We start from the raw sequence: 20,977 nt of genomic DNA on the forward strand, positions 1-20,977 counted from the left end.
TGGTTGCTGGTAACTGGAAAATGCACGGTACCCGCGCCAGCGTCGCAGAGCTGATCAACGGCCTTAATCGGCAGCTGTTGCCTGCCGATGTTGATGTCGCAGTGTTTCCGTCGAGTTTGCATATAGGTCAGGTGGTTGATGATCTGGCAGGCAAGGCTGTGGTGGTGGGGGCGCAAGATTGCGCGACTGAGCCGCAGCAAGGCGCTTTGACGGGTGAGGTGGCTGCGGTCCAGTTGCTGGACGCGGGTTGCTCGTTGGTGTTGGTGGGGCACTCCGAGCGCAGGCAGCTGCTGGGTGAGAGTGATGAGCTGGTCACTCGTAAGTTTGCCGCCGTGCAAGCCTGCGGTTTGATCCCGGTGCTCTGTGTGGGGGAGACCCTGGCGCAGCGTGAGGCGGGTGAGACGCTTGCAGTAGTGGCCGGGCAGTTGGCCGCGGTTACGACTGAGTTGGGTGTGGAAGTTTTCGCGCATGCGCTGGTTGCCTATGAGCCGGTTTGGGCTATAGGTACGGGCCTGACGGCTTCGCCCGAGCAGGCGCAGGAAGTGCATGCGGCAATTCGTGGTCAGTTTGCGGCGCAAGATGCTGAGCTGGCCAGTAAGGTAAGAATTCTTTATGGCGGCAGTGTAAAGGCCGTCAGTGCAGCCGAGTTGTTCGGTATGCCGGATATCGATGGGGGGCTTGTGGGTGGAGCCTCTCTGAATGCGGATGAGTTCGGTGCGATCTGTCGCGCCGCAGGAAGCTGACAAGATGCTGGAAACAGTCGTAGTAGTTTTTCATCTGCTGGGTGCGATCGGTGTGGTTGCACTGGTTCTGCTGCAGCAAGGTAAGGGTGCCGATGTTGGCGCGTCTTTCGGTTCGGGTGCATCCGCTACTGTTTTCGGTAGCCAAGGCTCCTCTACCTTTTTGAGTCGCGTTACTGCTATACTCGCCGCCACTTTTTTCATGACTAGCTTGGGTTTAGCGTACGTTGCTAAAGACAAAGCTGATAACCTGGCTCAGGTTGGTTTGCCTGATCCGGCAGTCTTGGAAGTACAGCAGGCCACTCCGGCTGTTGAAGATGTACCTGTTTTGGATGCCACTACGCCGGCTACTGATGCGGCAGATGTACCTCAGGCACCAGTGCAGCAATAAGCAACACGCAACACGCAACAAACGATTTTGCCGAGGTGGTGGAATTGGTAGACACGCTACCTTGAGGTGGTAGTGGCCATAGGCTGTAGGGGTTCGAGTCCCCTCCTCGGTACCAATTTACAAGCAAAGCCCGCTTCATGCGGGCTTTCTTGTTGCTGGAGCTTCGGTTGACCCTTGATGGGGTTCGGCCGTATACTTCGGCCCCAGCTTTGATGCGGGATAGAGCAACAAGGTCGCTCCTCGGGTGGTTAGCCCGATGATGGCTGGTTAAGTCCAGCCCCCGCAATCAGATGTAGCGGAGCCCCTTTTAAGGGGCTTTTTGCTAGCTGGGTGACAGCTTTGCCGGCCTTTAGAGGGCGGTTTGATGATGGGCGCTTCGCCCATTTTTTATTTTTACAGCATGCGCGAGGGGTTCAGGTGTCGAGCAAGCTAGAACAGTTGCAGGCCTTGGTGGCCCCGGTAGTCGAGGCTCTTGGCTATCAATGTTGGGGTGTCGAGTTCCTGTCACAAGGGCGGCATTCTCTGCTGCGAATTTATATTGATAAACAGCCTGATGGCGTGGTGATCGAAGACTGCGAAATTGTCAGTCGGCAGATCAGCGGTGTCCTCGATGTCGAGGACCCGATCAGTGCGGAGTACACCCTCGAGGTGTCTTCCCCTGGTATGGATAGGCCGCTGTTCACTCTCGAACAGTTCGCCAGTCATGCCGGTGAGCAGGTGAAGATCAAGCTGCGTTCGCCTTTTGAGGGGCGACGTAACTTTCAGGGCCTTCTGCGCGGTGTGGAAGAGCAGGATGTGGTGGTGCAGGTGGATGACCACGAATTCCTCTTGCCGATCGACATGATCGACAAGGCCAACATTATCCCCAGGTTTGATTGAGACGCGGATCCCGCGGATCCAACGGATTGCGAAAGGCGAGGCGTACGATGAGCAAAGAAGTACTGCTGGTTGTTGAGTCGGTATCCAATGAAAAGGGCGTACCGGCGAGCGTGATTTTTGAGGCGCTGGAGCTTGCTCTGGCGACGGCGACCAAGAAGCGTTTTGAGGACGAAGTCGAGTTGCGTGTGGCGATCAATCGTCAGACCGGCAACTATGAAACCTTCCGCTGCTGGACAGTGGTGGAAGAAAGCGATTTCGATGATCCGGCGCATCAAGTCACAGTCGACATGCCGCGGGCCGTTGAGGCCAATGCGAAAGTCGATGACGTGCTGGAAGAAAAGATCGAATCCATCGAGTTCGGTCGTATCGCGGCGCAAACTGCCAAGCAAGTGATAGTGCAGAAGGTCCGTGAAGCCGAGCGTGCGCAAGTCGTCGAGGCCTATCGCGAGCGTTTGGGCGAGATCATTTCCGGCACCGTGAAGAAAGTCACCCGCGACAGCGTCATCGTCGACCTGGGTAACAACGCCGAAGCCATGCTGGCCCGGGAAGACATCATCTCTCGCGAGACTTTCCGCGTCGGTGTGCGCCTGCGTGCCCTGCTCAAGGAAATCCGTACCGAGAACCGCGGCCCGCAGTTGATCCTCTCGCGTACCGCGCCGGAAATGCTGATCGAGTTGTTCCGCATCGAAGTGCCGGAAATCGCCGAAGAGCTGATCGAAGTCATGGGCGCGTCCCGTGATCCTGGCTCGCGCGCCAAGCTGGCCGTGCGTTCCAAAGATAAGCGTATCGACCCGCAAGGTGCCTGTATCGGCATGCGCGGTTCGCGTGTGCAAGCCGTATCCGGCGAGTTGGCGGGTGAGCGTGTTGACATAGTGCTGTGGGATGACAATCCCGCGCAGTTCGTGATCAACGCCATGTCGCCTGCCGAAGTCGCCGCCATCATCGTCGACGAAGATGCCCATGCCATGGACATCGCGGTTGGCGCAGACAACCTTGCTCAGGCCATTGGCCGCGGCGGTCAGAACGTGCGCTTGGCCAGTCAATTGACCGGCTGGACGCTGAACGTGATGACCGAAGCGGACATCCAGGCCAAGCAGCAAGCGGAAACAGGCGACATCCTGCAGAACTTTATCGACGAGCTGGAAGTTGACGAAGAGCTGGCCCAGGTATTGGTCGAAGAGGGCTTCACCAGCCTCGAAGAAATCGCCTATGTGCCGATGGAAGAAATGCTCAGTATTGATGGCTTCGACGAGGATATCGTCAGCGAGCTCCGCGCTCGGGCCAAGGATCGCTTGCTGACCAAAGCCATCGCCAATGAGGAAAAGCTGGCAGATGCCCACCCAGCCGAAGACTTGCTCTCGCTTGAGGGGATGGATAAGGCGCTTGCGCATGAACTGGCAGTGCGCGGCGTTGTTAACCGCGAAGACCTGGCCGAGCAGTCGATTGATGACCTGCTCGACATCGACGGTATCGACGCTGAGCGAGCCGGCAAGTTGATCATGGCCGCCCGAGCCCATTGGTTCGAGTAAGCAGTTGCGGCCTGAGGAGAGAAATGCATGACGCAAGTCACGGTGAAAGAACTGGCCCAAGTGGTCAATACGCCGGTTGAACGCCTGCTGCAGCAAATGCGTGAGGCGGGTCTGCCGCACAGCGCTGCCGAGCAAGCGGTGACCGACAGTGAGAAGCAGGCCCTGTTGGCCCATCTCAAGAGCAGCCACGGCGACAACAAGGCGGAAGAACCGCGCAAGATTACCTTGCAGCGCAAAACCACTAGCACCCTGCGGGTTGCCGGCAGCAAAACCATCAGCGTTGAAGTGCGCAAGAAGAAGACCTTCGTTAAGCGCAGTGCTGAAGAAATCGAAGCTGAAAAGCAGCGTGAGCTGGCTGAACAGCGCGTGGTAGCGGAAGCGGCTCGCCTGAAGGCCGAAGAAGCAGCCAAACGTCGCGCCGCAGAAGAAGCGCTGCGTCCTGGCTCCGCGCCTGCAGCGCTGGCCGTGGCTGAGGCTGCTCTGGCAGCTGCCCCTGCTGTCGCGGTAGAGCTGCCGGTAGTTGCGGCGCCGGCCCTCGACGAGCGCAAGAAAGACGAACCGCGTCGCCCAGACAAGGCGCGCAATGATGAAGCCGACCGTCGTGGCGGCGAGCGCAAGACCACGCAGCACCGCCCCACCGTCAAGGAAAAGGCTCCGGCGCCGCGTGTTGCCCCGCGCACCATCGACGAAGAGAGCGACAGCTTCCGTCGTGGCGGGCGTGGCAAGGCCAAGCTGAAGAAGCGCAACGCTCACGGTTTCCAGAGCCCTACCGGGCCAGTGGTGCGTGACGTGGCGATCGGCGAAACCATCACCGTGGGCGATTTGGCTCAGCAGATGTCGGTGAAAGCCGCCGAAGTCATCAAGTTCATGTTCAAGATGGGCACCCCGGTGACCATCAACCAGGTGCTGGATCAGGAAACTGCCCAGTTGATCGCCGAAGAGCTGGGCCACAAGGTCAAGCTGGTCAGCGATAACGCCTTGGAAGATCAGCTGGCCGAGTCGCTGAAGTTCGAAGGCGAGACCTTCTCCCGTGCGCCGGTGGTGACCGTAATGGGTCACGTCGACCACGGTAAGACCTCGCTGCTCGACTATATTCGCCGCGCTAAAGTGGCCGCTGGCGAAGCCGGTGGTATCACCCAGCACATCGGTGCCTACCACGTGGAAACCGATCGCGGCATGGTCACCTTCCTCGATACCCCGGGCCACGCGGCGTTTACCGCCATGCGTGCCCGTGGCGCCAAGGCGACTGACATCGTGATCCTGGTAGTGGCAGCGGACGACGGCGTGATGCCGCAGACCGTTGAAGCCGTGCAGCATGCCAAGGCCGCCGGTGTTCCGCTGGTCGTTGCAGTGAACAAGATCGACAAGCCGGGTGCCGATCTCGATCGCATCCGCAGCGAATTGTCGGTTCACGGCGTGACCTCTGAAGAGTGGGGCGGCGACACACCGTTCATCTCAGTCTCCGCGAAAGTGGGTACTGGCGTTGACGAGTTGCTGGAAGCCGTTCTGCTGCAAGCCGAAATTCTCGAACTGAAAGCGACTCCGTCGGCTCCTGGCCGTGGCGTCGTGGTCGAGTCGCGTCTCGACAAGGGTCGCGGTCCGGTTGCCACCGTATTGGTGCAAGACGGCACCCTGCGTCAAGGCGACATGATCCTGGTCGGTTCCAACTTCGGCCGTATCCGCGCCATGCTCGACGAGAACGGCAAGCCGATCAAAGAAGCTGGCCCGTCGATTCCGGTCGAGATCCTCGGCCTGGACGGCACCCCGGATGCGGGTGACGAGATGAGCGTGCTGACCGACGAGAAGAAAGCCCGTGAAGTCGCGCTGTTCCGTCAAGGTAAGTTCCGCGAAGTGAAACTGGCCCGTGCGCATGCCGGCAAGCTGGAAAACATCTTCGAGAACATGGGCCAGGAAGAGAAGAAGACGCTGAACATCGTCCTCAAATCCGACGTCCGCGGTTCCCTGGAAGCGCTGCAAGGCTCGCTCGGCGGCCTGGGTAACGATGAAGTGCAAGTGCGTGTGGTCGGTGGCGGCGTCGGTGGTATCACCGAATCCGATGCCAACCTGGCGCTGGCCTCCAACGCTGTACTGTTCGGATTCAACGTGCGTGCCGATGCCGGCGCGCGCAAGATAGTCGAGCAGGAAGGTCTGGACATGCGTTACTACAACGTCATCTACGACATCATCGAAGACGTCAAGAAGGCCCTGACCGGCATGCTCGGCAGTGATGTTCGCGAGAATATCCTGGGTATCGCCGAAGTGCGCGACGTGTTCCGCTCGCCGAAGTTCGGCGCGATTGCCGGTTGTATGGTGGTCGAGGGTGTTGTGCACCGTAACCGTCCGATCCGCGTACTGCGCGAAGACGTGGTGATCTTCGAAGGCGAGCTGGAATCCCTGCGCCGCTTCAAGGACGATATGTCCGAGGTGCGTAACGGCATGGAATGCGGTATCGGCGTGAAGAGCTACAACGACGTCAAGCCTGGCGACAAGATCGAAGTGTACGAAAAAGTCCAAGTGGCTCGCAGCCTGTAACAGGCATGTAGCAGCGAGTTGCAATATGCAGCGCCCGGCCCCGTTTCTCGTGGCCGGGCGTTTGCCGCTTTTAGGTCCGCTGCTTTTTTGGGCAGCGTGACGAGTGAAGGTAGTAGAAATGGCCAAAGAATTTAGCCGGGCCCAGCGCATCGGCGACCAGATACAGCGCGAACTGGCGCAGTTGATCCGCATGGAAATCAAAGACCCGCGTCTTGGCGGCCTGGTGACTGTGACTGCGGTGGAAGTCAGCCGCGATTCCAGCCATGCCAAGGTGTTCGTCACCGTGATGGGTGGCGAGCCTGAAGAGGGTGTTGATCCCGTCGTGCAGAGCATCAAGGTGCTCAACGACGCCAGCGGTTTCCTGCGCATGCAGTTGGGCCGTGCGATGAAGCTGCGCAGCGTGCCGAACTTGCGTTTCCATTACGATGCCAGCGTGATCCGTGGCGCGCAGTTGTCGGCCTTGATCGAGCGTGCGGTCAGCGAAGATCGCCAGCATGGCGACGAACCGACCGAGGCCGAGGAGTAAGCGCGTGGCCCAGGTGAAACGTATTCGTCGTGCCGTCGATGGCATCATCCTGTTGGATAAGCCCAAGGGCTTCAGCTCCAATGCCGCGTTGCAAAAGGTCCGCTGGTTGCTCAATGCCGAGAAGGCCGGGCATACCGGCAGCCTCGATCCCTTGGCCACCGGCGTGTTGCCGCTGTGCTTCGGCGAGGCGACCAAGTTCTCCCAATACCTGCTGGATGCCGACAAGGGCTATGAAACCCTGATGCAACTGGGCGTTACCACCACTACCGCCGATGCCGAAGGCGAGGTGCTGGAGCGCCGCCCGGTGACCGTTGGTCGCGCCGAAATCGAGGCGCTGTTGCCGCGTTTTCGCGGTGAAATCAGCCAGATACCACCGATGTACTCGGCGCTCAAGCGTGATGGTCAGCCGCTTTACAAGCTGGCCCGTGCCGGTGAGGTAGTGGAGCGCGAGCCGCGTTCTGTTACTATTGCGCGCCTGGAATTATTGGGCTGCGAGGCGGAGCAAGCGCGCCTGGCGGTCGATTGCAGCAAAGGCACCTATATCCGCACCCTGGTCGAGGATATCGGCCAGTTACTCGGCTGCGGTGCCCATGTAGCAGAGCTGCGCAGAACCAAGGCCGGTCCCTTCGATTTGACCCGCACCGTGACGCTCGATGAGCTGGAACGGGTGCACGCCGAAGGCGGCAATGAAGCTGTTGATCAGTTTCTTCTGCCGGCGGACAGCGGCCTGCAACATTGGCCACTGCTGCAGTTCTCCGAACACAGTTCGTTTTACTGGTTGCAAGGGCAACCGGTACGCGCACCGGAGGCGCCGAAGTTCGGCATGGTGCGGGTGCAAGATCACAACGGTCGCTTTATCGGTATCGGTGAAGTGAGCGAAGACGGGCGCATTGCGCCGCGTCGTTTGATTCGGTCGATTTGACCGTGGCGTTGGTCGAGAGCTCAGGCTCTTACCAGCGTATCGAGGGTGGCTGTTAATAGGCACGGTCATACCTCACTTTAAAACACGGGAAGCGATTCCCGGCCTATTGCGACTGTTTCGGCAGTTGCCTAACTGAGAGGAAGCCCACATGGCACTCAGCGTTGAAGAAAAAGCCCAGATCGTAACTGACTACCAGCAAGCTGCTGGCGACACCGGTAGCCCGGAAGTGCAAGTTGCACTGCTGTCCGCCAACATCAACAAGCTGCAAGGCCACTTCAAGGCCAACGGTAAAGACCACCACTCGCGTCGTGGTCTGATCCGTATGGTTAACCAGCGTCGTAAGTTGCTGGATTACCTGAAAGGTAAGGACGCCAGTCGTTACAGCGCCCTGATCGGTCGCCTGGGTCTGCGTCGCTAAGCAATGCTTACGCGTAGCTGACTGCCGAAGCTGGAAGTGGGGTTTGCCCCTGCTTCCAGCTTTTGCGTTTCTGCTTTAGCTGTTTTGGACGATAGCGGGTCCGATTCCCGTAACCGCCCACATATTCTGCAAGAACCGATTTGGCGGCACTGTCGCTTAATCGGGTGTAAGAACTGCTTTCCCCAAGGGCAATAAAGAGAAGGAAAACACCGTGAACCCGGTAATCAAGAAATTCCAGTTCGGTCAATCGACCGTTACCCTCGAGACTGGCCGTATCGCCCGTCAAGCCTCCGGCGCAGTGCTGGTCACCGTTGACGACGACGTCGCCGTATTGGTCGCCGTAACCGGCGCCAAGACTGCCGACCCGAGCAAAGGCTTTTTCCCGCTGTCCGTGCACTACCAGGAAAAAACCTACGCAGCCGGCAAGATCCCCGGCGGCTTCTTCAAGCGTGAAGCGCGTCCTTCGGAAAAAGAAACCCTGACCTCGCGTCTGATCGACCGTCCGATCCGTCCGCTGTTCCCGGAAGGTTTCCAGAACGAAGTGCAGGTCATCTGCACCGTGATCTCCACCAGCAAGAAGACCGATCCGGACATCGCTGCGATGATCGGTACCTCGGCTGCCCTGGCCATCTCCGGCATTCCGTTCAACGGCCCGATCGGTGCCGCGCGCGTGGCCTTCCACCCGGAAACCGGCTACCTGCTGAACCCGACTTATGAGCAACTCAAGGCCTCCAGCCTGGACATGGTCGTAGCCGGTACCAAAGACGCCGTGCTGATGGTTGAATCGGAAGCCAAAGAGCTGACCGAAGACCAGATGCTGGGCGCCGTGCTGTTCGCCCACGATGAATTCCAAGCCGTGATCCAGGCTGTTACCGAGCTGGCTGCCGAAGCGGGCAAGCCGACCTGGGATTGGCAAGCCAAGCCGGAAAACACCGCACTGCTGAGCGCTATCCGTGGCGAATTCGGCGAGGCGATTTCCCAGGCTTACACCATCACCGTCAAGCACGAGCGTTATGCTCGTCTGGGCGAGCTGCGCAATGAAATCGTTGCCAAGTTCGCAGGCGAAGAAGGCCAGCCGAGCGCTGGCGAAGTGAAGGACGCTTTCGGCGAAATCGAATACCGCACCGTGCGCGAGAACATCGTCAACGGCAAGCCGCGTATCGATGGCCGCGACACCCGCACCGTACGCGGTCTGAACATCGAAGTCGGGGTGCTGGCCAAGACCCACGGTTCCGCGCTGTTCACCCGTGGTGAAACCCAGGCCCTGGTAGTTGCCACCCTCGGCACCGCCCGTGATGCGCAGCTGCTCGACACCCTCGAAGGTGAGAAGAAAGACCCCTTTATGCTGCACTACAACTTCCCGCCGTACTCGGTCGGTGAGTGTGGTCGCATGGGCGCCACCGGTCGCCGCGAAATCGGTCACGGCCGTCTGGCCCGTCGTTCTATCGCCGCCATGCTGCCGGCTGCTGACGTGTTCCCGTACACCATCCGCGTGGTCTCGGAAATCACCGAGTCCAACGGTTCCAGCTCCATGGCCTCTGTCTGCGGCGCTTCCCTGGCCCTGATGGACGCCGGTGTGCCGATGAAGGCGCCGGTTGCCGGTATCGCCATGGGTCTGGTCAAGGAAGGCGAGAAATTCGCCGTACTGACCGACATCCTCGGTGACGAAGACCACCTGGGCGACATGGACTTCAAGGTAGCCGGTACCGCCAAGGGCGTGACCGCGCTGCAGATGGACATCAAGATCCAGGGCATCACCGAAGAAATCATGGAAATCGCCCTGAATCAGGCCCTGGAAGCGCGCCTGAATATCCTCGGCCAGATGAACCAGGTGATCGCGCAGTCGCGTACCGAACTGTCGGCCAACGCACCGACCATGATCGCGATGAAGATCGACCAGGACAAGATTCGCGACGTGATCGGCAAGGGTGGCGCGACCATCCGTGCCATCTGCGAAGAGACCAAGGCTTCGATCGATATCGAAGACGACGGCACTATCAAGATCTTCGGCGAAACCAAGGAAGCTGCCGAGGCCGCGCGTCAGCGCGTGCTGGGCATCACCGCCGAGGCCGAAATCGGCAAGATCTACGTCGGCAAGGTCGAGCGCATCGTCGACTTCGGCGCCTTCGTCAACATCCTGCCGGGCAAAGACGGCCTGGTGCACATCTCGATGCTGAGCGATCAGCGGGTCGAGAAAGTCACCGACGTGCTGAAAGAAGGTCAGGAAGTGAAGGTACTGGTACTGGACGTGGACAACCGCGGCCGTATCAAGCTGTCGATCAAAGACGTAGCCGCGGCTGAAGCCTCGGGCGTTTAATCGCCAGCGCGCAGCCTGCTGAACGAGAGGGCCCACGCTGGGCCCTCTTTTTTTGTCTGAAAAATGCTGCTTGTCGTCTGCAAGACCTTCGGCTGTTCAGCCGCAGGTGTAGGCCTAGTAATAATGCAAAAGCCCCGCAGGCAGTGCCTGCGGGGCTTTTGCAATTAAGAGCGCTTTAGCTTCGCGTATGCCGATCAAGGGCCGCGTTTACTGTCGATCTTGATCAGCCGATTGCCCTCGAAGCGCAGGAATTGGTACATGCCATTGCGCGGGCCGTATGACCATTCCTCGACTGTCACCTCGTTGCGAAAGCCGTATTCATCTATCACCTCGCGGTAGCCGAGAAAGTCGCGGCTCAGGGGTTCGCCGCATTTGCTGGCGACCACGCTGCTCGAGTCGTTGAGGCTGATCAGCCCATTGTCGCAACGCAGGGTTGAAGTGGCCTGGGCGCAGAGGGGCAGGAGTAGGAGCAGGAGCAGGGCGGTAATCAGGGTTTTCATCGCTTATCCAGAGCACTGTCGATAATGGGGCAGGTGTCAGTCGCTACGCTGGCGCTCGATAGTGCGCAAGCGATTGCCTTCGAAGGTGAGGATGCTCAGCATGCCGCCATCGGGGCCGTAGACCCATTCCTCGATCTTATATTCGCGGCGCTCGTAAGGACCGAGGCTGTAGCCGACCAGGTCGCGGAAGGCCGGCTCCCCGCATTTCTGCAGTACCTCGAAGCTGCGGTCGCCGACGCTGACCAGCTGGCTGCCGCAACGCAGGGTATCGGCCTGAGCCAGGCTGGCCGCGCAGCTCAGCAGCAGGGCCACAAATGGATGATGGATGCGCATTGGCTGAGGGCCTTATTCACTGTCCAGATGCAGCGGCGTGGCCACTCGGCCATCGGCCTCGGCCTGTCCTAAGTTGACATCCAGCAGGTAGATACGTTCATCGGCCAGCCCGCCGCGATCGACCAGATAGTCCTTGATCATCGCCGCCCGGTCCTGGGCCAGCTGGCGTTGCAGCAATTGGCTTTGCGCCCAGGATTGTACGACCGCTTCACGCAGTTTGGCGGTGCGTTGTTCGTCATCCAGCTCGGCCCATTCGGCCGGCGGCTGTTGCTTCAGGCGGGTGCGGTAGATGCCTTCGAGCAGCGCGCCCTGTTCCTCTTCGGGGACCTCCAACTGGCTGGCTTCCGCAGGTACCGTATCGCCGCGGCGTTGCAGGATACGGTAGTAGGTGCTCTGGTATTCGCGTTGCAGACGCTGCTCGGCCAGGGGCAGACCATCGCTGCTTGGCGCGCTCATGCCTTCGACTTCCAGGCGCAGCGTCGGGCGTTCCTTCAGGGCGCTGGCCAGGGTATCCAGGGCGTTTTGCGCGCTGCCGTCCAGTTCGCTGCTGCCGGCCGCGAAGTGCATGGTGCTCAGGTCCACCTCCGAGCCGCCGCTGACCAGGCCACCGATAAACTTGAACGGCGCCTGGGCGGCGCGCAGCACCAGGTTGCGCAGGGTCTGCCAGACGATCGGCATCACACTGAACTGTGGGCTATTGAGGTCACCCTGGACCGGCAGGTTGATCACTATCTTGCCCTCGCTGTCCTTGAGCAGGGCCACCGCCAGGCGGATCGGCAGGTCCACCGCGCTGGGGCTGTCGACCTTTTCCCCGAGCTGCAATTGCTCCACCACCACGCTGTTCTCGGCCGTCAGCTGGCCCTTGCTGATGCGGTAGTGCAGGTCCAGGTTAAGCCGGCCCTTGCGGATGCGATAGCCCGCGAACTTGCCGGAGTAGGGCGTCAAGGTGGTCAGTTCGACCTGTTTGAACTGGGTGGTGATGTCCAGGCTGTCCAGCGGGTCGAAGGGGTTCAGGCTGCCCCTGACGCTGACCGGCGCGTAGCGGTCGACCTTGCCGGCGACATCCACGTCGGCGGGTTTCTGCGTGAGGCTGTCGAGGGTGCCGATGCGGCCATTGAGCTGCTGGATGGCGGTGGCGAAGTTGGGGGTCAGGCTGAAGTCGGCAAAATTCGCCGAGCCGTCCTTGAAGGTCACTTCACCTATATAAATCGCCAAGGGCTTTCCCGCTGGCTGGGCGGCGGCCTGGGAGTCGGCGGGTTGCGGGATCATCAGGTCGGCGACGTTGGTGCTGAGGTCTTCATTGATGATAAAGCGCGCATAGGGTTGGTTCAGCTGCACCTTGTCGATACTCAGGCTGGCGCCGTGCTGGTAGTTCAGGCCGAGCAAATCGAGCTGCTGCCAGCGCAGGAAGTCGCGCTCCTTGAGGGTGTCGAGGGTGTGCAGCTGGTTGACCTGGGCCTTGCCGCTGACGCTGAAAGCCAAGGGATCGGTGCTGGCCAGTTGGACGTCCAGGTCGCTGCCGAGCAGACCGCTGCGTAGTTCGAGACGCACGAAGGGGCTGAGATAGGCCTGGGCCACTCGCAGGTCGATATCGCGGCTGATGACCTTCAGGCTGGCCGTGGTCGGGCTTAGCTGCACCTGGCCTGCGGCCTGCAGCTTGCCCTGCTTGCCCAGGCCGGTATCCAGCTTGAGGCTGAAGGGCGAGGCGCCGAGGCTGTCGAAATCCTGCAGGTCAAGATTGAGCGGGCCGAGGTCGATGGCCACATCCTGCTCCGGCACGCGGTCGGCCAGATGCACCTGGTAGTCGCGCAGTTGCACGTCGCGCAGCAGCACCTGCCAGGCTTTGCCCGGCTCCTCGGTCTTGGTTGCCGGTTGGGTAGTGCTGGGCGTTTCGTTTGCTGCTGGGGCTGGCGCGGAGCCTGCGCCACCCTGGTTGGGAGCCGGAGCCGGAGCCGGAGCCGGAGCCGCGGCAGGCGCAGGGGCGGGCTTGGCAGGCTGGCTGGCCAGCAACTTTTGCCAGTCCAGCTGGCCGTCGGCCTCGCGGGCGGCCCAGGTCTCCAGGTGCTGGCTGCGAATCTTGCCGACCACCACCTGCTGCTTGACCAGGTCGACACTGGTTTCGCTGATCTGCAGATTGGCCAGCTTGACCAGCGGCCGTCCGTCGACGGTCTCGATGGCGAAGGGCGCGACTTGCAGCTGGACATTGTTCAGCAGCAGCTGGGTGCTGTCTGCCAGGCTCAGTTGATAGTCGGTGGCGAGGTTGAGTACACCTTCTTCCAGCACCAGGGGCACGGCGTCGCGCACATAGGGCCAGAAGGCTTTCATCTGGCCATCGCTGACCTTCAGGCTGCCGCTGGAGCTGATCGGTACCAGGCTGAGGGTGCCATTCCAGTCGATGCGCCCGCCTTTGGGGCCGGTGGCCACCAGGTTCAGCTCGGCCTTGTCATCGGGCAGGGTGCTGAGGTTGTGCAGTTCGAGGTTGAGGTCGTCGTAGAGGAACTCGATCGGTTCGCTGGGGCGCTGGTCCTGGAAATGCAGGTTGCCGCCACTCAACTTGATCCGCGCGATGCGCAGCGGAAAGGGCTGGCTCGGCGCTTCCTCGGCCACCGCTGCGCTGCTGGCGGGCAGCTTGAACAGCTGGGTCAGATTGAGCGTGCCGTCTTTGCCGAAGAGTACTTCGCTGTGCGCTTTATCCAGCTCGATATCGGCCAGATGCAGGGCGCCGAGCCACAGGCTGTCGAGTTGCAGGTTGGCGTAGAAGCGCTGGAAGGCGATCTGCTCCTGGCCCGTCTCGCCGATATGCAGGCCCCACAGGCTGAGTTCCAGGCTGAAGGGGTTGAGCTGCAGGCGTTCGAGGTTGGCGGGTACGCTGCTGAATTGCGCCAGTTGCTGGTTGGCGATACGCAGGCCGATGCCGGGCAAGATCAGGAAGCCCAGCAGGCTGTAGAGACCGAGGGCGATCAGCAGGGCGCACGCGGCGCGCTTTATTCCTTTAAGCATAAAAACGTCATCTGTCCCGAGCGGAAATGCCTTGGAGTATGGCACGCGCGTACGGTTCCACAGAGGCACTGCGTGGGATTTTCTATGGCTTTGTGGGGTCGATCAGAATTGCAGAATCAGGGTCTTCAGCGGCGGCTGGCCGTCCAGGGAGGGGAAGTCGCTGGCCGGCGCCAGCACCTGACAATCGCGCACCGGGCGGCCGAGTTTTTCCGCACAGCGCAGCACCTGCTCGCGCCAATCGGCCAGGGCGACTTTCGCCAGGTTGTTGCAGCAGATCAGCACGCCATGCTCGGCGGTGGCGAGAATCGCCGGCTTGAGCAGGCTCTGGTAATCGCGCAGCAAATCGACTGTGCCGAAGGCGCTCTTGGCCCAGGCCGGTGGATCGAGCAGTACCAGGTCGTACTGGCGCTGCGGCAGGCGCGGGTAGTGCGGCAGTTTCTGCCCGCGCCGCGCATTGATAGGCAGACCGGCGAGTTGGCGAATCGCCGGGAAATAATCGGATTGTACAAATTGCATGGGCGCAAGTTCTGGATTGAGCTCGCCATTCTCGCGGCCCACCGCCAGGTTGCCTTCGGCGAAATCCAGATTGAGCACTTCCCGCGCGCCACCGGCCGCGGCGCTGAGGCCGACGCCGCAGGTGTAGGCGAACAGGTTGAGCACCGACTTGTCGGCGCTGTGTTGCTTGACCCAGCCGCGGGCGTTGCGCAGGTCGAGAAACAGCAATGGGTCCTGGCCGGCATGGCGCCCGCGGACCCGGTAGTTGAGGCCCCATTCATGGCCGATCAGATCTTCCAGCGCCGCCGCTTCGGCCTGATAGACCGGATCGCTGCGATCGATCCGCGAGTTGCCCTGGGAGCGGTCGTTATAGACCAGCAGCAGCTTTTCACCGAGGCTGACCTGGCATCGCTCGGCCAGCTGCAGCAGCTCGTCACGGCTAAGGCTCTGGTGAAAGCTCTGCACCAGCAGCTGCGGGCCGTAGCGATCAATGGTCAGGCCGCCGGCGCCTTCCTGGCTGCCATGGAACAGCCGGTAGCAGTCGGTGCCTTGGCGGTGCAGTTCGGCGAGCAGGGGGTGACGATTGGCGAGGGCGGCGCGCAGCGCCTGGTCGAGAGAAGGCATGCGCGGCGACTCGGAAAAGGAAGGCGCGCAGTTTAGCAAGAAAAGCGCCGGGGTTTGCCTGGGATGCGCCTGCTAGCCCTCGGCGAAGCTACGCAATGCCTCGCCAGCCAGGCGATAGCGAATCCATTCGTCCTGGGGCTTGGCGCCCAGGCTCTGGTAGAACTGGATGGCCGGCTCGTTCCAGTCCAGCACGCTCCACTCCAGACGCGCGCAGCCGTTGGCGCAGGCCAGTTGCGCCAGGTGCCGCAGCAACTGCTTGCCGGCGCCGCCACCGCGCTGTTCCGGGGCGATATACAGGTCCTCCAGGTACAGGCCCTGACGGCCGAGCCAGGTCGAGTAGCTGAAGAAATACACCGCATAGCCGATCGGCACGCCATCGCGGCTGCAGATCAGCGCGCGCGCCGGCGAGCCATCGTCGAACAGGCTCTGCTCGATGTCGGCGACGCTGGCCAGCACTTCATGGGCGGCCTTCTCGTAGGTCGCCAGGTCGGTGATAAAGGCATGGATAAGCGCGGCGTCGCTGGGTACTGCCTGGCGAATGCTAAGGGTCACGGAGTGCTCCTGAGGTTAGAGAGAGGGTCGAGGTGTTTGTAGCAGCAGGGCGAAGAGTTCGGCGTGACCACTGACGCCCAGCTTGTGGTAGAGGTTGCGTCTGTGCACTTTCACCGTCTCCGGTGAGATGCCCATGCGCTGGGCGATGGCCTTGCTGGAGAAGCCCTGCAGGATCAGCTGGGCGGTTTCGCTTTCGCGCTCGGACAGGCGCGCGCCGAGGCCTTCCAGCATCGCGCTAAAGTCGCTCGCTACCGGTTGGGTGGCGGGTACCTCGATAGCGCAGAGTTGCAGGTGGCGACGCATCGCCGCCAACACCCAGTCGCGCACGCAGAGCAGGCGGCCGAACTCTTCGTGGCTGAAGGATGCCTGTCGGCCCAGGGACAGGCCCAGCACGGCGTCCTGGTGGTTGAGCAAAAACTGCAGCTCGCCACTGCCGACCACCGAGCGGAAATAACTCAGGTAGTACTCACTCTGCTGGAACTGGTCGGGCGCCACCGACTCCAGGCTGTGCAGGCCATCGGTGATGCCGGCGCAGGCGGCCTGGTAGAAGGGGTCGAGCAGGTACATGCCGGCGCAGTAGTCGGCCAGGTCCTCACCCTCACCGGTCGCGGCGCGGAACTCGAAGTCGGCCAGCAGGCTGGGCACCCGGCCAGGCTGCATCAGGGCCACCAGGGCATTGTCCAGCGGCACCAGCAGACGCAGGCAGTCCACCAGGGCGCGCCAGAAAGCGTCCTGGCCCACCGCGGCGAATAGCCGCGCCAGCCCTTGGTGCACCGGCAACCCCTTTAACAAGGCGTCCACTCTCTACCCCTTTCGCGGTAACCCATGATGGGAATTGGTCTGCCGCAGGCGCAGCACTAGCCTGAGCGCTCCTGAATCAACCGGCCTGTAGCAGGCCAGGAGTGCCGCATCATGCGTCGTCACCGCGCGTATCTCAACACCGCAGTTGGGGCCTGTTTGTCCCTTGGCCTGGCGGCCAGTGTCGCCGCCAGCAACGCTGGCCCCAGTGTGCATGTGTACAACTGGTACGACTATATCGGCCCCACCACCCTGGCCGACTTCAAGCGTGACCTGGGCATCACCCCGGTCTACGACACCTTCGACAGCGCCGAAGTGTTGGAGAACAAGTTGCTCACCGGCGGCAGCGGTTACGACGTGGTGGTGGCCAGCAACTTCAGCCTGCCGACCCTGATCAAGGCCGGCGTGCTCGAACCCCTGGACCCGGCCAAACTGCCAAATTACCAGCATATGGACCCCGAGCTACTGGCCAAACTGGCCAGCAACGACCCGGGCAACCGTTATGCCGTGCCCTATATGTGGGGCACCAACGGCATCGGCTACAACGTCGACAAGGTTCGCGCCGTGCTCGGCGATCAAGCGCCGGTGGACTCCTGGGACCTGCTGTTCAAGGAGGAAAACCTGGCCAAGCTCAGCCAGTGCGGTGTGGCCCTGCTCGATTCGCCTTCCGAGATATTGCCGGTGGTGCTGCACTACCTGGGCCTGCCGCCCAACAGCAAGGACCCCGCGCATTACGAACAGGCCCAGGCGCTGCTGCTCAAGCTGCGCCCGCATATCGCCTACTTCAACTCGTCCAAGTTCATCACCGACCTGGCCAATGGCGATATCTGCGTGGCGCTGGGCTGGGCCGGCGGCATGCTGGACGCCAAAGCCAGCGCCGAGCAGGCCGGCAACGGGGTGAAGATCGAATACAGCCTGCCCAAGGAAGGCGCGCCGGTCTGGTTCGACACCCTGGTGCTGCTCAAGGACGCGCCGCATCCCACCCAGGGCCTGGCCTTTATCGACTACCTGATGCGCCCACAAGTCGTCGCGCCTATTACCGACTACCTGCACTACCCCAACGGCAATCGCAGCGCGACCGCCCTGGTCAGCGCCGCGACGCGCAATAACCCGGCCGTCTATCCGCCGGCAGAGACCATGGCCAGGTTGTACACCCTGGAGCCGCTGCCGAAGAAGACCGAGCGCATCCGCACCCGCGTGTGGAGCCGGGTCAAGAGCGGCCAGTAATCCCCGAGTTTGTCCTGCAACAACCCCTGTATGAGAAAGACCACGAGAAAGACCATGAGAGAGACGATGAAACCACGTGCCCGCGATCTGCATATCCAGTTCGGTCAACTGCAACCCGGCCCGCTCAACGCCATCACCGATGTACCCGGCGTACGGGTCGGCCACAGCAATGTGCGCGGCCGTACGGCGGGCGGCCGCGATATCAACACCGGGGTCACCCTGATCGAGCCGCGCCCGGGTTCCACCACCGAGCAGCCCTGCTTCGCCGGCGTGCATATCCTCAACGGTAACGGCGACGCCACGGGCCTTGAGTGGATTCGGGAGGCCGGCCTGCTGACCAGCCCGATCGCCTTTACCAACACCCACAGCATCGGTGTGGTGCGCGACGCCCTGATCGCCCTGGACCGTCAGGGCCGGCCCGCCGATGGGCGCCTGTACTGGAATATGCCGGTGGTGCTGGAAACCTTCGACGGCCTGCTGAATGACATCAACGGCTTCCATGTGCGCGCCGAGCATGTGGCCGAAGCCCTGGACCGCGCCGTGGGCGGCCCGGTGGCCGAAGGCGCGGTTGGCGGCGGCAGCGGCATGATCTGCCATGAGTACAAGGGCGGCATCGGCACCGCCTCGCGGCGCCTGAGCGCGGCGCAGGGCGGCTGGACAGTGGGCGCCATAGTCCAGGCCAACCACGGCACCCGTCGCGAGCTGCGGGTGGATGGTTATCCGGTGGGACGCTATATGGAAAAGGCCACCTCGCCGTTTCTGCGCGCCGATCTGCCGCATCCCGGGATGGGCTCGATAGCCGTCTGCCTGGCCACCGACGCGCCGCTGCTGCCGCACCAATGCACCCGCCTGGCCCAGCGCGCCAGCATCGGCATCGCCCGCACCGGCGGCGGCAACGAGGACTGCAGCGGCGATATCTTTATCGCCTTCTCCACCGGCAATCAGCAAATTGAGGCCACCGCTTACGAGCGCAAGGGCGACTTCACCTGCGACGGCCTGCGCATGGTCAACAACGACCATATAGGCGACTTGTTCCTCGCCGCCTCGGAGGCCGTGGAGGAAGCCATTATCAATGCCCTGCTGGCGGCCAATACAGTCGAGGGCAATGGCCATAAGGTTCAGGGGCTGGACCGCGACACCCTGCTCGAAGCCCTGCGCAAGGCGGGTTGGCCGGGTGCGGTGTGAGGTTGTAAAAAAGCCCAGCCTGCGCCTCTGCCGCGCAGGCTGGGCAAGGGTGACTCAGTGACCCAGTTGCAGCCAGTCGGCCAGGCGCGCCAGCATGGCGTCGCAGCCGGCCAGTTGCTCGCAACTGACGAATTCATCCGGTTTGTGGCCCTGCTCCATGCTGCCGGGGCCGCAGACCACGGTCGGGATGCCGGCCTGGTGGAACAGGCCGCCTTCGGTACCAAAGGCCACGGTGCCGAAGTCGCGGCTGCCGCTTAGCAGCGCCAGCAACTCGGCCGCCTCGCTGTGCGGGTCGGTGGCCAGGCCGGGGTAGGCCGACAGCGGTTGGAAACGGATTTGCGTAGCGGCACTGCGCTCGCGCATCTGCGGCAGCAGTTCAGTTTCGGCGTAAGCGCGCAACTCATCGGCGACCCGCTGCGGATCATCGCTGGGCAGGGCGCGTACCTCGAAGTCGAACTGGCAGTCGGCCGGGACAATATTCAACGCCCGGCCGCCCTGGATCAGCCCGGTCTGCACCGTGGAGTAGGGCGGGTCGAAGCGCGTATCCTGGCGTTCGACGGCAGTCAGGCGCTGGCCGATCTCGCCCAGCTTGCCGATCAAGCGCGCGGCGTATTCGATGGCATTCACCCCTTGGGGCGCATAGGCCGAATGGCAGGCCGCGCCCTGCACCTGGCAGCGCATGGCCAGCTTGCCCTTATGGCCGAGCACCGGCTTGAGTTCGGTGGGCTCGCCGATAATGCACAGCACGGGTTTATTGGGGCGCTGCTGCAGCTCGGCCAATAGCGAGCGCACGCCGAGGCAGCCGACCTCCTCGTCGTAGGAAAACGCCAGGTGCAGCGGCAGGCGCAGGGGGCTGGCGAGAAAGCGCGGCACGGCGGCCAGCACGCAGGCGATAAAGCCTTTCATATCGGCGCTGCCGCGGCCGTAGAGCTTGCCGTCCCGTTCGCTCAGCTCGAAAGGCGGCAGCGTCCAGGCCTGGCCCTCCACCGGCACCACGTCGCTATGCCCGGACAGCAGCACGCCGCCGCGCTCGCTGGGGCCGATAGTGGCGAACAGATTGGCCTTGCTGCGTTCGGCGTTGTAATCCAGTTCGCAGGCCACGCCCAGGCCGGCCAGGTAGGCGCGGATAAACTCGATCAGGCCCAGATTGGACTCCCGGCTGACGGTGGGAAAGGCCACCAGCTGGGCCAAGAGTTCGCGGCTGCTGGACATATAGGGAGCTCCTGATTGATTGGCGGTGATGGGTATCGCTGTACTCAACCCATCCTACGGAGCGTTGCGTTGGCACGGGCTGCGTAGGATGGGGTAGCCGCGGCTGCTGATCTCACTGATCGCCGGGTACGCCGTAGCTGGGGGCGCGGGTCGGGTCGAGGGCGCGGATCAGGTAGTCCTGCATCTGCGGTCGGTAGGCCTGCCAGAGCTTATCCAGCTCGCCGATCGGGTCCTGTTCGGCCCAGTCCACGCGCAAATCGATGATCGGCCAGGTGAGGTCGCCGACCACCTTGAGCGCCGCCGAATGCACGGGACCTGCCTCGCCGCCGGCAGCCATGGCCGCATGCATGGCCGCCAGCAGCCTATCGGCGAGGGTGCCGGGGCTATGCTCGAAGGCCTCAGTCATGGCCGCTATCACCTGGGTATCGGCCAGCAGATTGCCGGCCGCCACGCATTGCTCGCCGGCCAGGGCATTGTGCTGGCCCAGGGCTTCGCTGCCGGAGAACAGCGCGCTACGGCCCTGGCTGTCGAGCGCCGCGACCTGGCGATACTGGCTGTAGCCGTTACGGCTGAGCGCCTGGTCCAGCGCTGCCGCCGGTTCCAGGCCGGCTTCCAGGGCGTCGAGAATCTGTGGGCCGAGGGCCGGCAGGGTGATGTTCTGGCTGGCCACCGCGCCGACCCCGGCGCGCAGCCAGGGGCAACGCGCGCCGACGGCGATGCTCGAGGAGCTGATGGCGATACCCAGCTGGCCGGTTTCGGCGCAGCGGCCGACTATGGAAAAGGTCATAAAGCCTCCT

The 20,977-nt window shown here is 62.3% G+C and carries 19 protein-coding genes and 1 tRNA gene; 12 read left to right on the forward strand and 8 right to left on the reverse strand.

What is annotated here, in order from left to right:
- From tpiA to pnp, 10 genes are all read left to right on the forward strand, one after another.
- Positions 1–743 (forward strand): triose-phosphate isomerase (gene tpiA / locus Q8Q83_RS10200; RefSeq protein ID WP_305623390.1); only part of this gene is annotated, 743 nt, incomplete at its 5' end.
- Positions 744–747: 4 nt separating this feature from the next.
- The gene (gene secG / locus Q8Q83_RS10205; RefSeq protein ID WP_305623392.1) at positions 748–1,131 is read left to right on the forward strand and encodes a preprotein translocase subunit SecG; all 384 of its coding nucleotides are present in this window, start codon (positions 748–750) and stop codon (positions 1,129–1,131) included.
- Positions 1,132–1,160: 29 nt separating this feature from the next.
- Positions 1,161–1,246, forward strand: a tRNA-Leu gene (locus Q8Q83_RS10210).
- A 302-nt stretch (positions 1,247–1,548) separates the two neighbouring features.
- Positions 1,549–2,010 carry a ribosome maturation factor RimP gene (gene rimP, locus Q8Q83_RS10215; protein ID WP_305623394.1) on the forward strand — a complete coding sequence of 154 codons (462 nt, stop codon included), beginning with the start codon at positions 1,549–1,551 and terminating at the stop codon, positions 2,008–2,010.
- Positions 2,011–2,057: 47 nt separating this feature from the next.
- Positions 2,058–3,539 carry a transcription termination factor NusA gene (nusA, locus tag Q8Q83_RS10220; RefSeq protein ID WP_305623396.1) on the forward strand — a complete coding sequence of 494 codons (1,482 nt, stop codon included), beginning with the start codon at positions 2,058–2,060 and terminating at the stop codon, positions 3,537–3,539.
- A 27-nt stretch (positions 3,540–3,566) separates the two neighbouring features.
- Positions 3,567–6,071: a translation initiation factor IF-2 gene (gene infB / locus Q8Q83_RS10225; protein ID WP_305623398.1), complete on the forward strand. Its 2,505-nt coding sequence runs from the start codon at positions 3,567–3,569 to the stop codon at positions 6,069–6,071.
- A gap of 118 nt (positions 6,072–6,189) precedes the next feature.
- Positions 6,190–6,597: a 30S ribosome-binding factor RbfA gene (gene rbfA / locus Q8Q83_RS10230; RefSeq protein ID WP_305623400.1), complete on the forward strand. Its 408-nt coding sequence runs from the start codon at positions 6,190–6,192 to the stop codon at positions 6,595–6,597.
- A gap of 4 nt (positions 6,598–6,601) precedes the next feature.
- On the forward strand, positions 6,602–7,519 hold the full coding sequence (truB, locus tag Q8Q83_RS10235; protein ID WP_305623401.1) for a tRNA pseudouridine(55) synthase TruB: 918 nt from the start codon (positions 6,602–6,604) through the stop codon (positions 7,517–7,519).
- Between the two features lie 148 nt (positions 7,520–7,667).
- The gene (gene rpsO, locus Q8Q83_RS10240) at positions 7,668–7,937 is read left to right on the forward strand and encodes a 30S ribosomal protein S15 (RefSeq protein ID WP_305623403.1); all 270 of its coding nucleotides are present in this window, start codon (positions 7,668–7,670) and stop codon (positions 7,935–7,937) included.
- A 211-nt stretch (positions 7,938–8,148) separates the two neighbouring features.
- Positions 8,149–10,254 (forward strand): polyribonucleotide nucleotidyltransferase, encoded by a 2,106-nt coding sequence (pnp, locus tag Q8Q83_RS10245; RefSeq protein WP_305623404.1) that lies wholly within the window; start codon positions 8,149–8,151, stop codon positions 10,252–10,254.
- A gap of 194 nt (positions 10,255–10,448) precedes the next feature.
- Here pnp and Q8Q83_RS10250 read toward each other — a convergent pair whose 3' ends face one another.
- The 6 genes from Q8Q83_RS10250 to Q8Q83_RS10275 all read right to left on the reverse strand — a co-directional run bounded on the left by Q8Q83_RS10250 (position 10,449) and on the right by Q8Q83_RS10275 (position 16,559).
- Positions 10,449–10,754, reverse strand: a complete 306-nt coding sequence (locus Q8Q83_RS10250; protein ID WP_305623405.1) for a DUF2845 domain-containing protein — start codon at positions 10,752–10,754, stop codon at positions 10,449–10,451.
- 36 nt (positions 10,755–10,790) lie between these two features.
- Positions 10,791–11,087 (reverse strand): DUF2845 domain-containing protein, encoded by a 297-nt coding sequence (locus tag Q8Q83_RS10255; protein ID WP_305623407.1) that lies wholly within the window; start codon positions 11,085–11,087, stop codon positions 10,791–10,793.
- A 12-nt stretch (positions 11,088–11,099) separates the two neighbouring features.
- The gene (locus Q8Q83_RS10260) at positions 11,100–14,087 is read right to left on the reverse strand and encodes a DUF748 domain-containing protein (protein ID WP_305623408.1); all 2,988 of its coding nucleotides are present in this window, start codon (positions 14,085–14,087) and stop codon (positions 11,100–11,102) included.
- A gap of 102 nt (positions 14,088–14,189) precedes the next feature.
- Positions 14,190–15,206, reverse strand: a complete 1,017-nt coding sequence (locus Q8Q83_RS10265; protein WP_305623410.1) for a class I SAM-dependent rRNA methyltransferase — start codon at positions 15,204–15,206, stop codon at positions 14,190–14,192.
- A gap of 72 nt (positions 15,207–15,278) precedes the next feature.
- Entirely contained in the window at positions 15,279–15,758 is a 480-nt protein-coding gene (locus tag Q8Q83_RS10270; protein ID WP_305623412.1) for a GNAT family N-acetyltransferase, read from the reverse strand.
- A 15-nt stretch (positions 15,759–15,773) separates the two neighbouring features.
- Positions 15,774–16,559, reverse strand: coding sequence for a helix-turn-helix transcriptional regulator (locus tag Q8Q83_RS10275; protein ID WP_305623414.1), 786 nt, complete (start codon positions 16,557–16,559; stop codon positions 15,774–15,776).
- A 111-nt stretch (positions 16,560–16,670) separates the two neighbouring features.
- Between Q8Q83_RS10275 and Q8Q83_RS10280 the strand changes: the two genes are divergently transcribed.
- On the forward strand, positions 16,671–17,783 hold the full coding sequence (locus tag Q8Q83_RS10280) for a polyamine ABC transporter substrate-binding protein (protein ID WP_305623416.1): 1,113 nt from the start codon (positions 16,671–16,673) through the stop codon (positions 17,781–17,783).
- 66 nt (positions 17,784–17,849) lie between these two features.
- On the forward strand, positions 17,850–18,968 hold the full coding sequence (locus Q8Q83_RS10285; RefSeq protein ID WP_305623418.1) for a P1 family peptidase: 1,119 nt from the start codon (positions 17,850–17,852) through the stop codon (positions 18,966–18,968).
- A gap of 54 nt (positions 18,969–19,022) precedes the next feature.
- Here Q8Q83_RS10285 and argE read toward each other — a convergent pair whose 3' ends face one another.
- Together argE and Q8Q83_RS10295 are read right to left on the reverse strand one after the other, a co-directional pair.
- A complete protein-coding gene (gene argE, locus Q8Q83_RS10290; protein ID WP_305623420.1) occupies positions 19,023–20,180 on the reverse strand; it encodes an acetylornithine deacetylase in 1,158 nt (385 codons plus the stop codon).
- 112 nt (positions 20,181–20,292) lie between these two features.
- Positions 20,293–20,967 carry a DUF1028 domain-containing protein gene (locus tag Q8Q83_RS10295; protein ID WP_305623422.1) on the reverse strand — a complete coding sequence of 225 codons (675 nt, stop codon included), beginning with the start codon at positions 20,965–20,967 and terminating at the stop codon, positions 20,293–20,295.
- Positions 20,968–20,977 lie beyond the last annotated feature (10 nt).

The sequence above is a fragment of the Pseudomonas sp. genome, assembly GCF_030696055.1.
In the GTDB taxonomy this organism is placed as follows: Bacteria; Pseudomonadota; Gammaproteobacteria; order Pseudomonadales; family Pseudomonadaceae; genus Aquipseudomonas.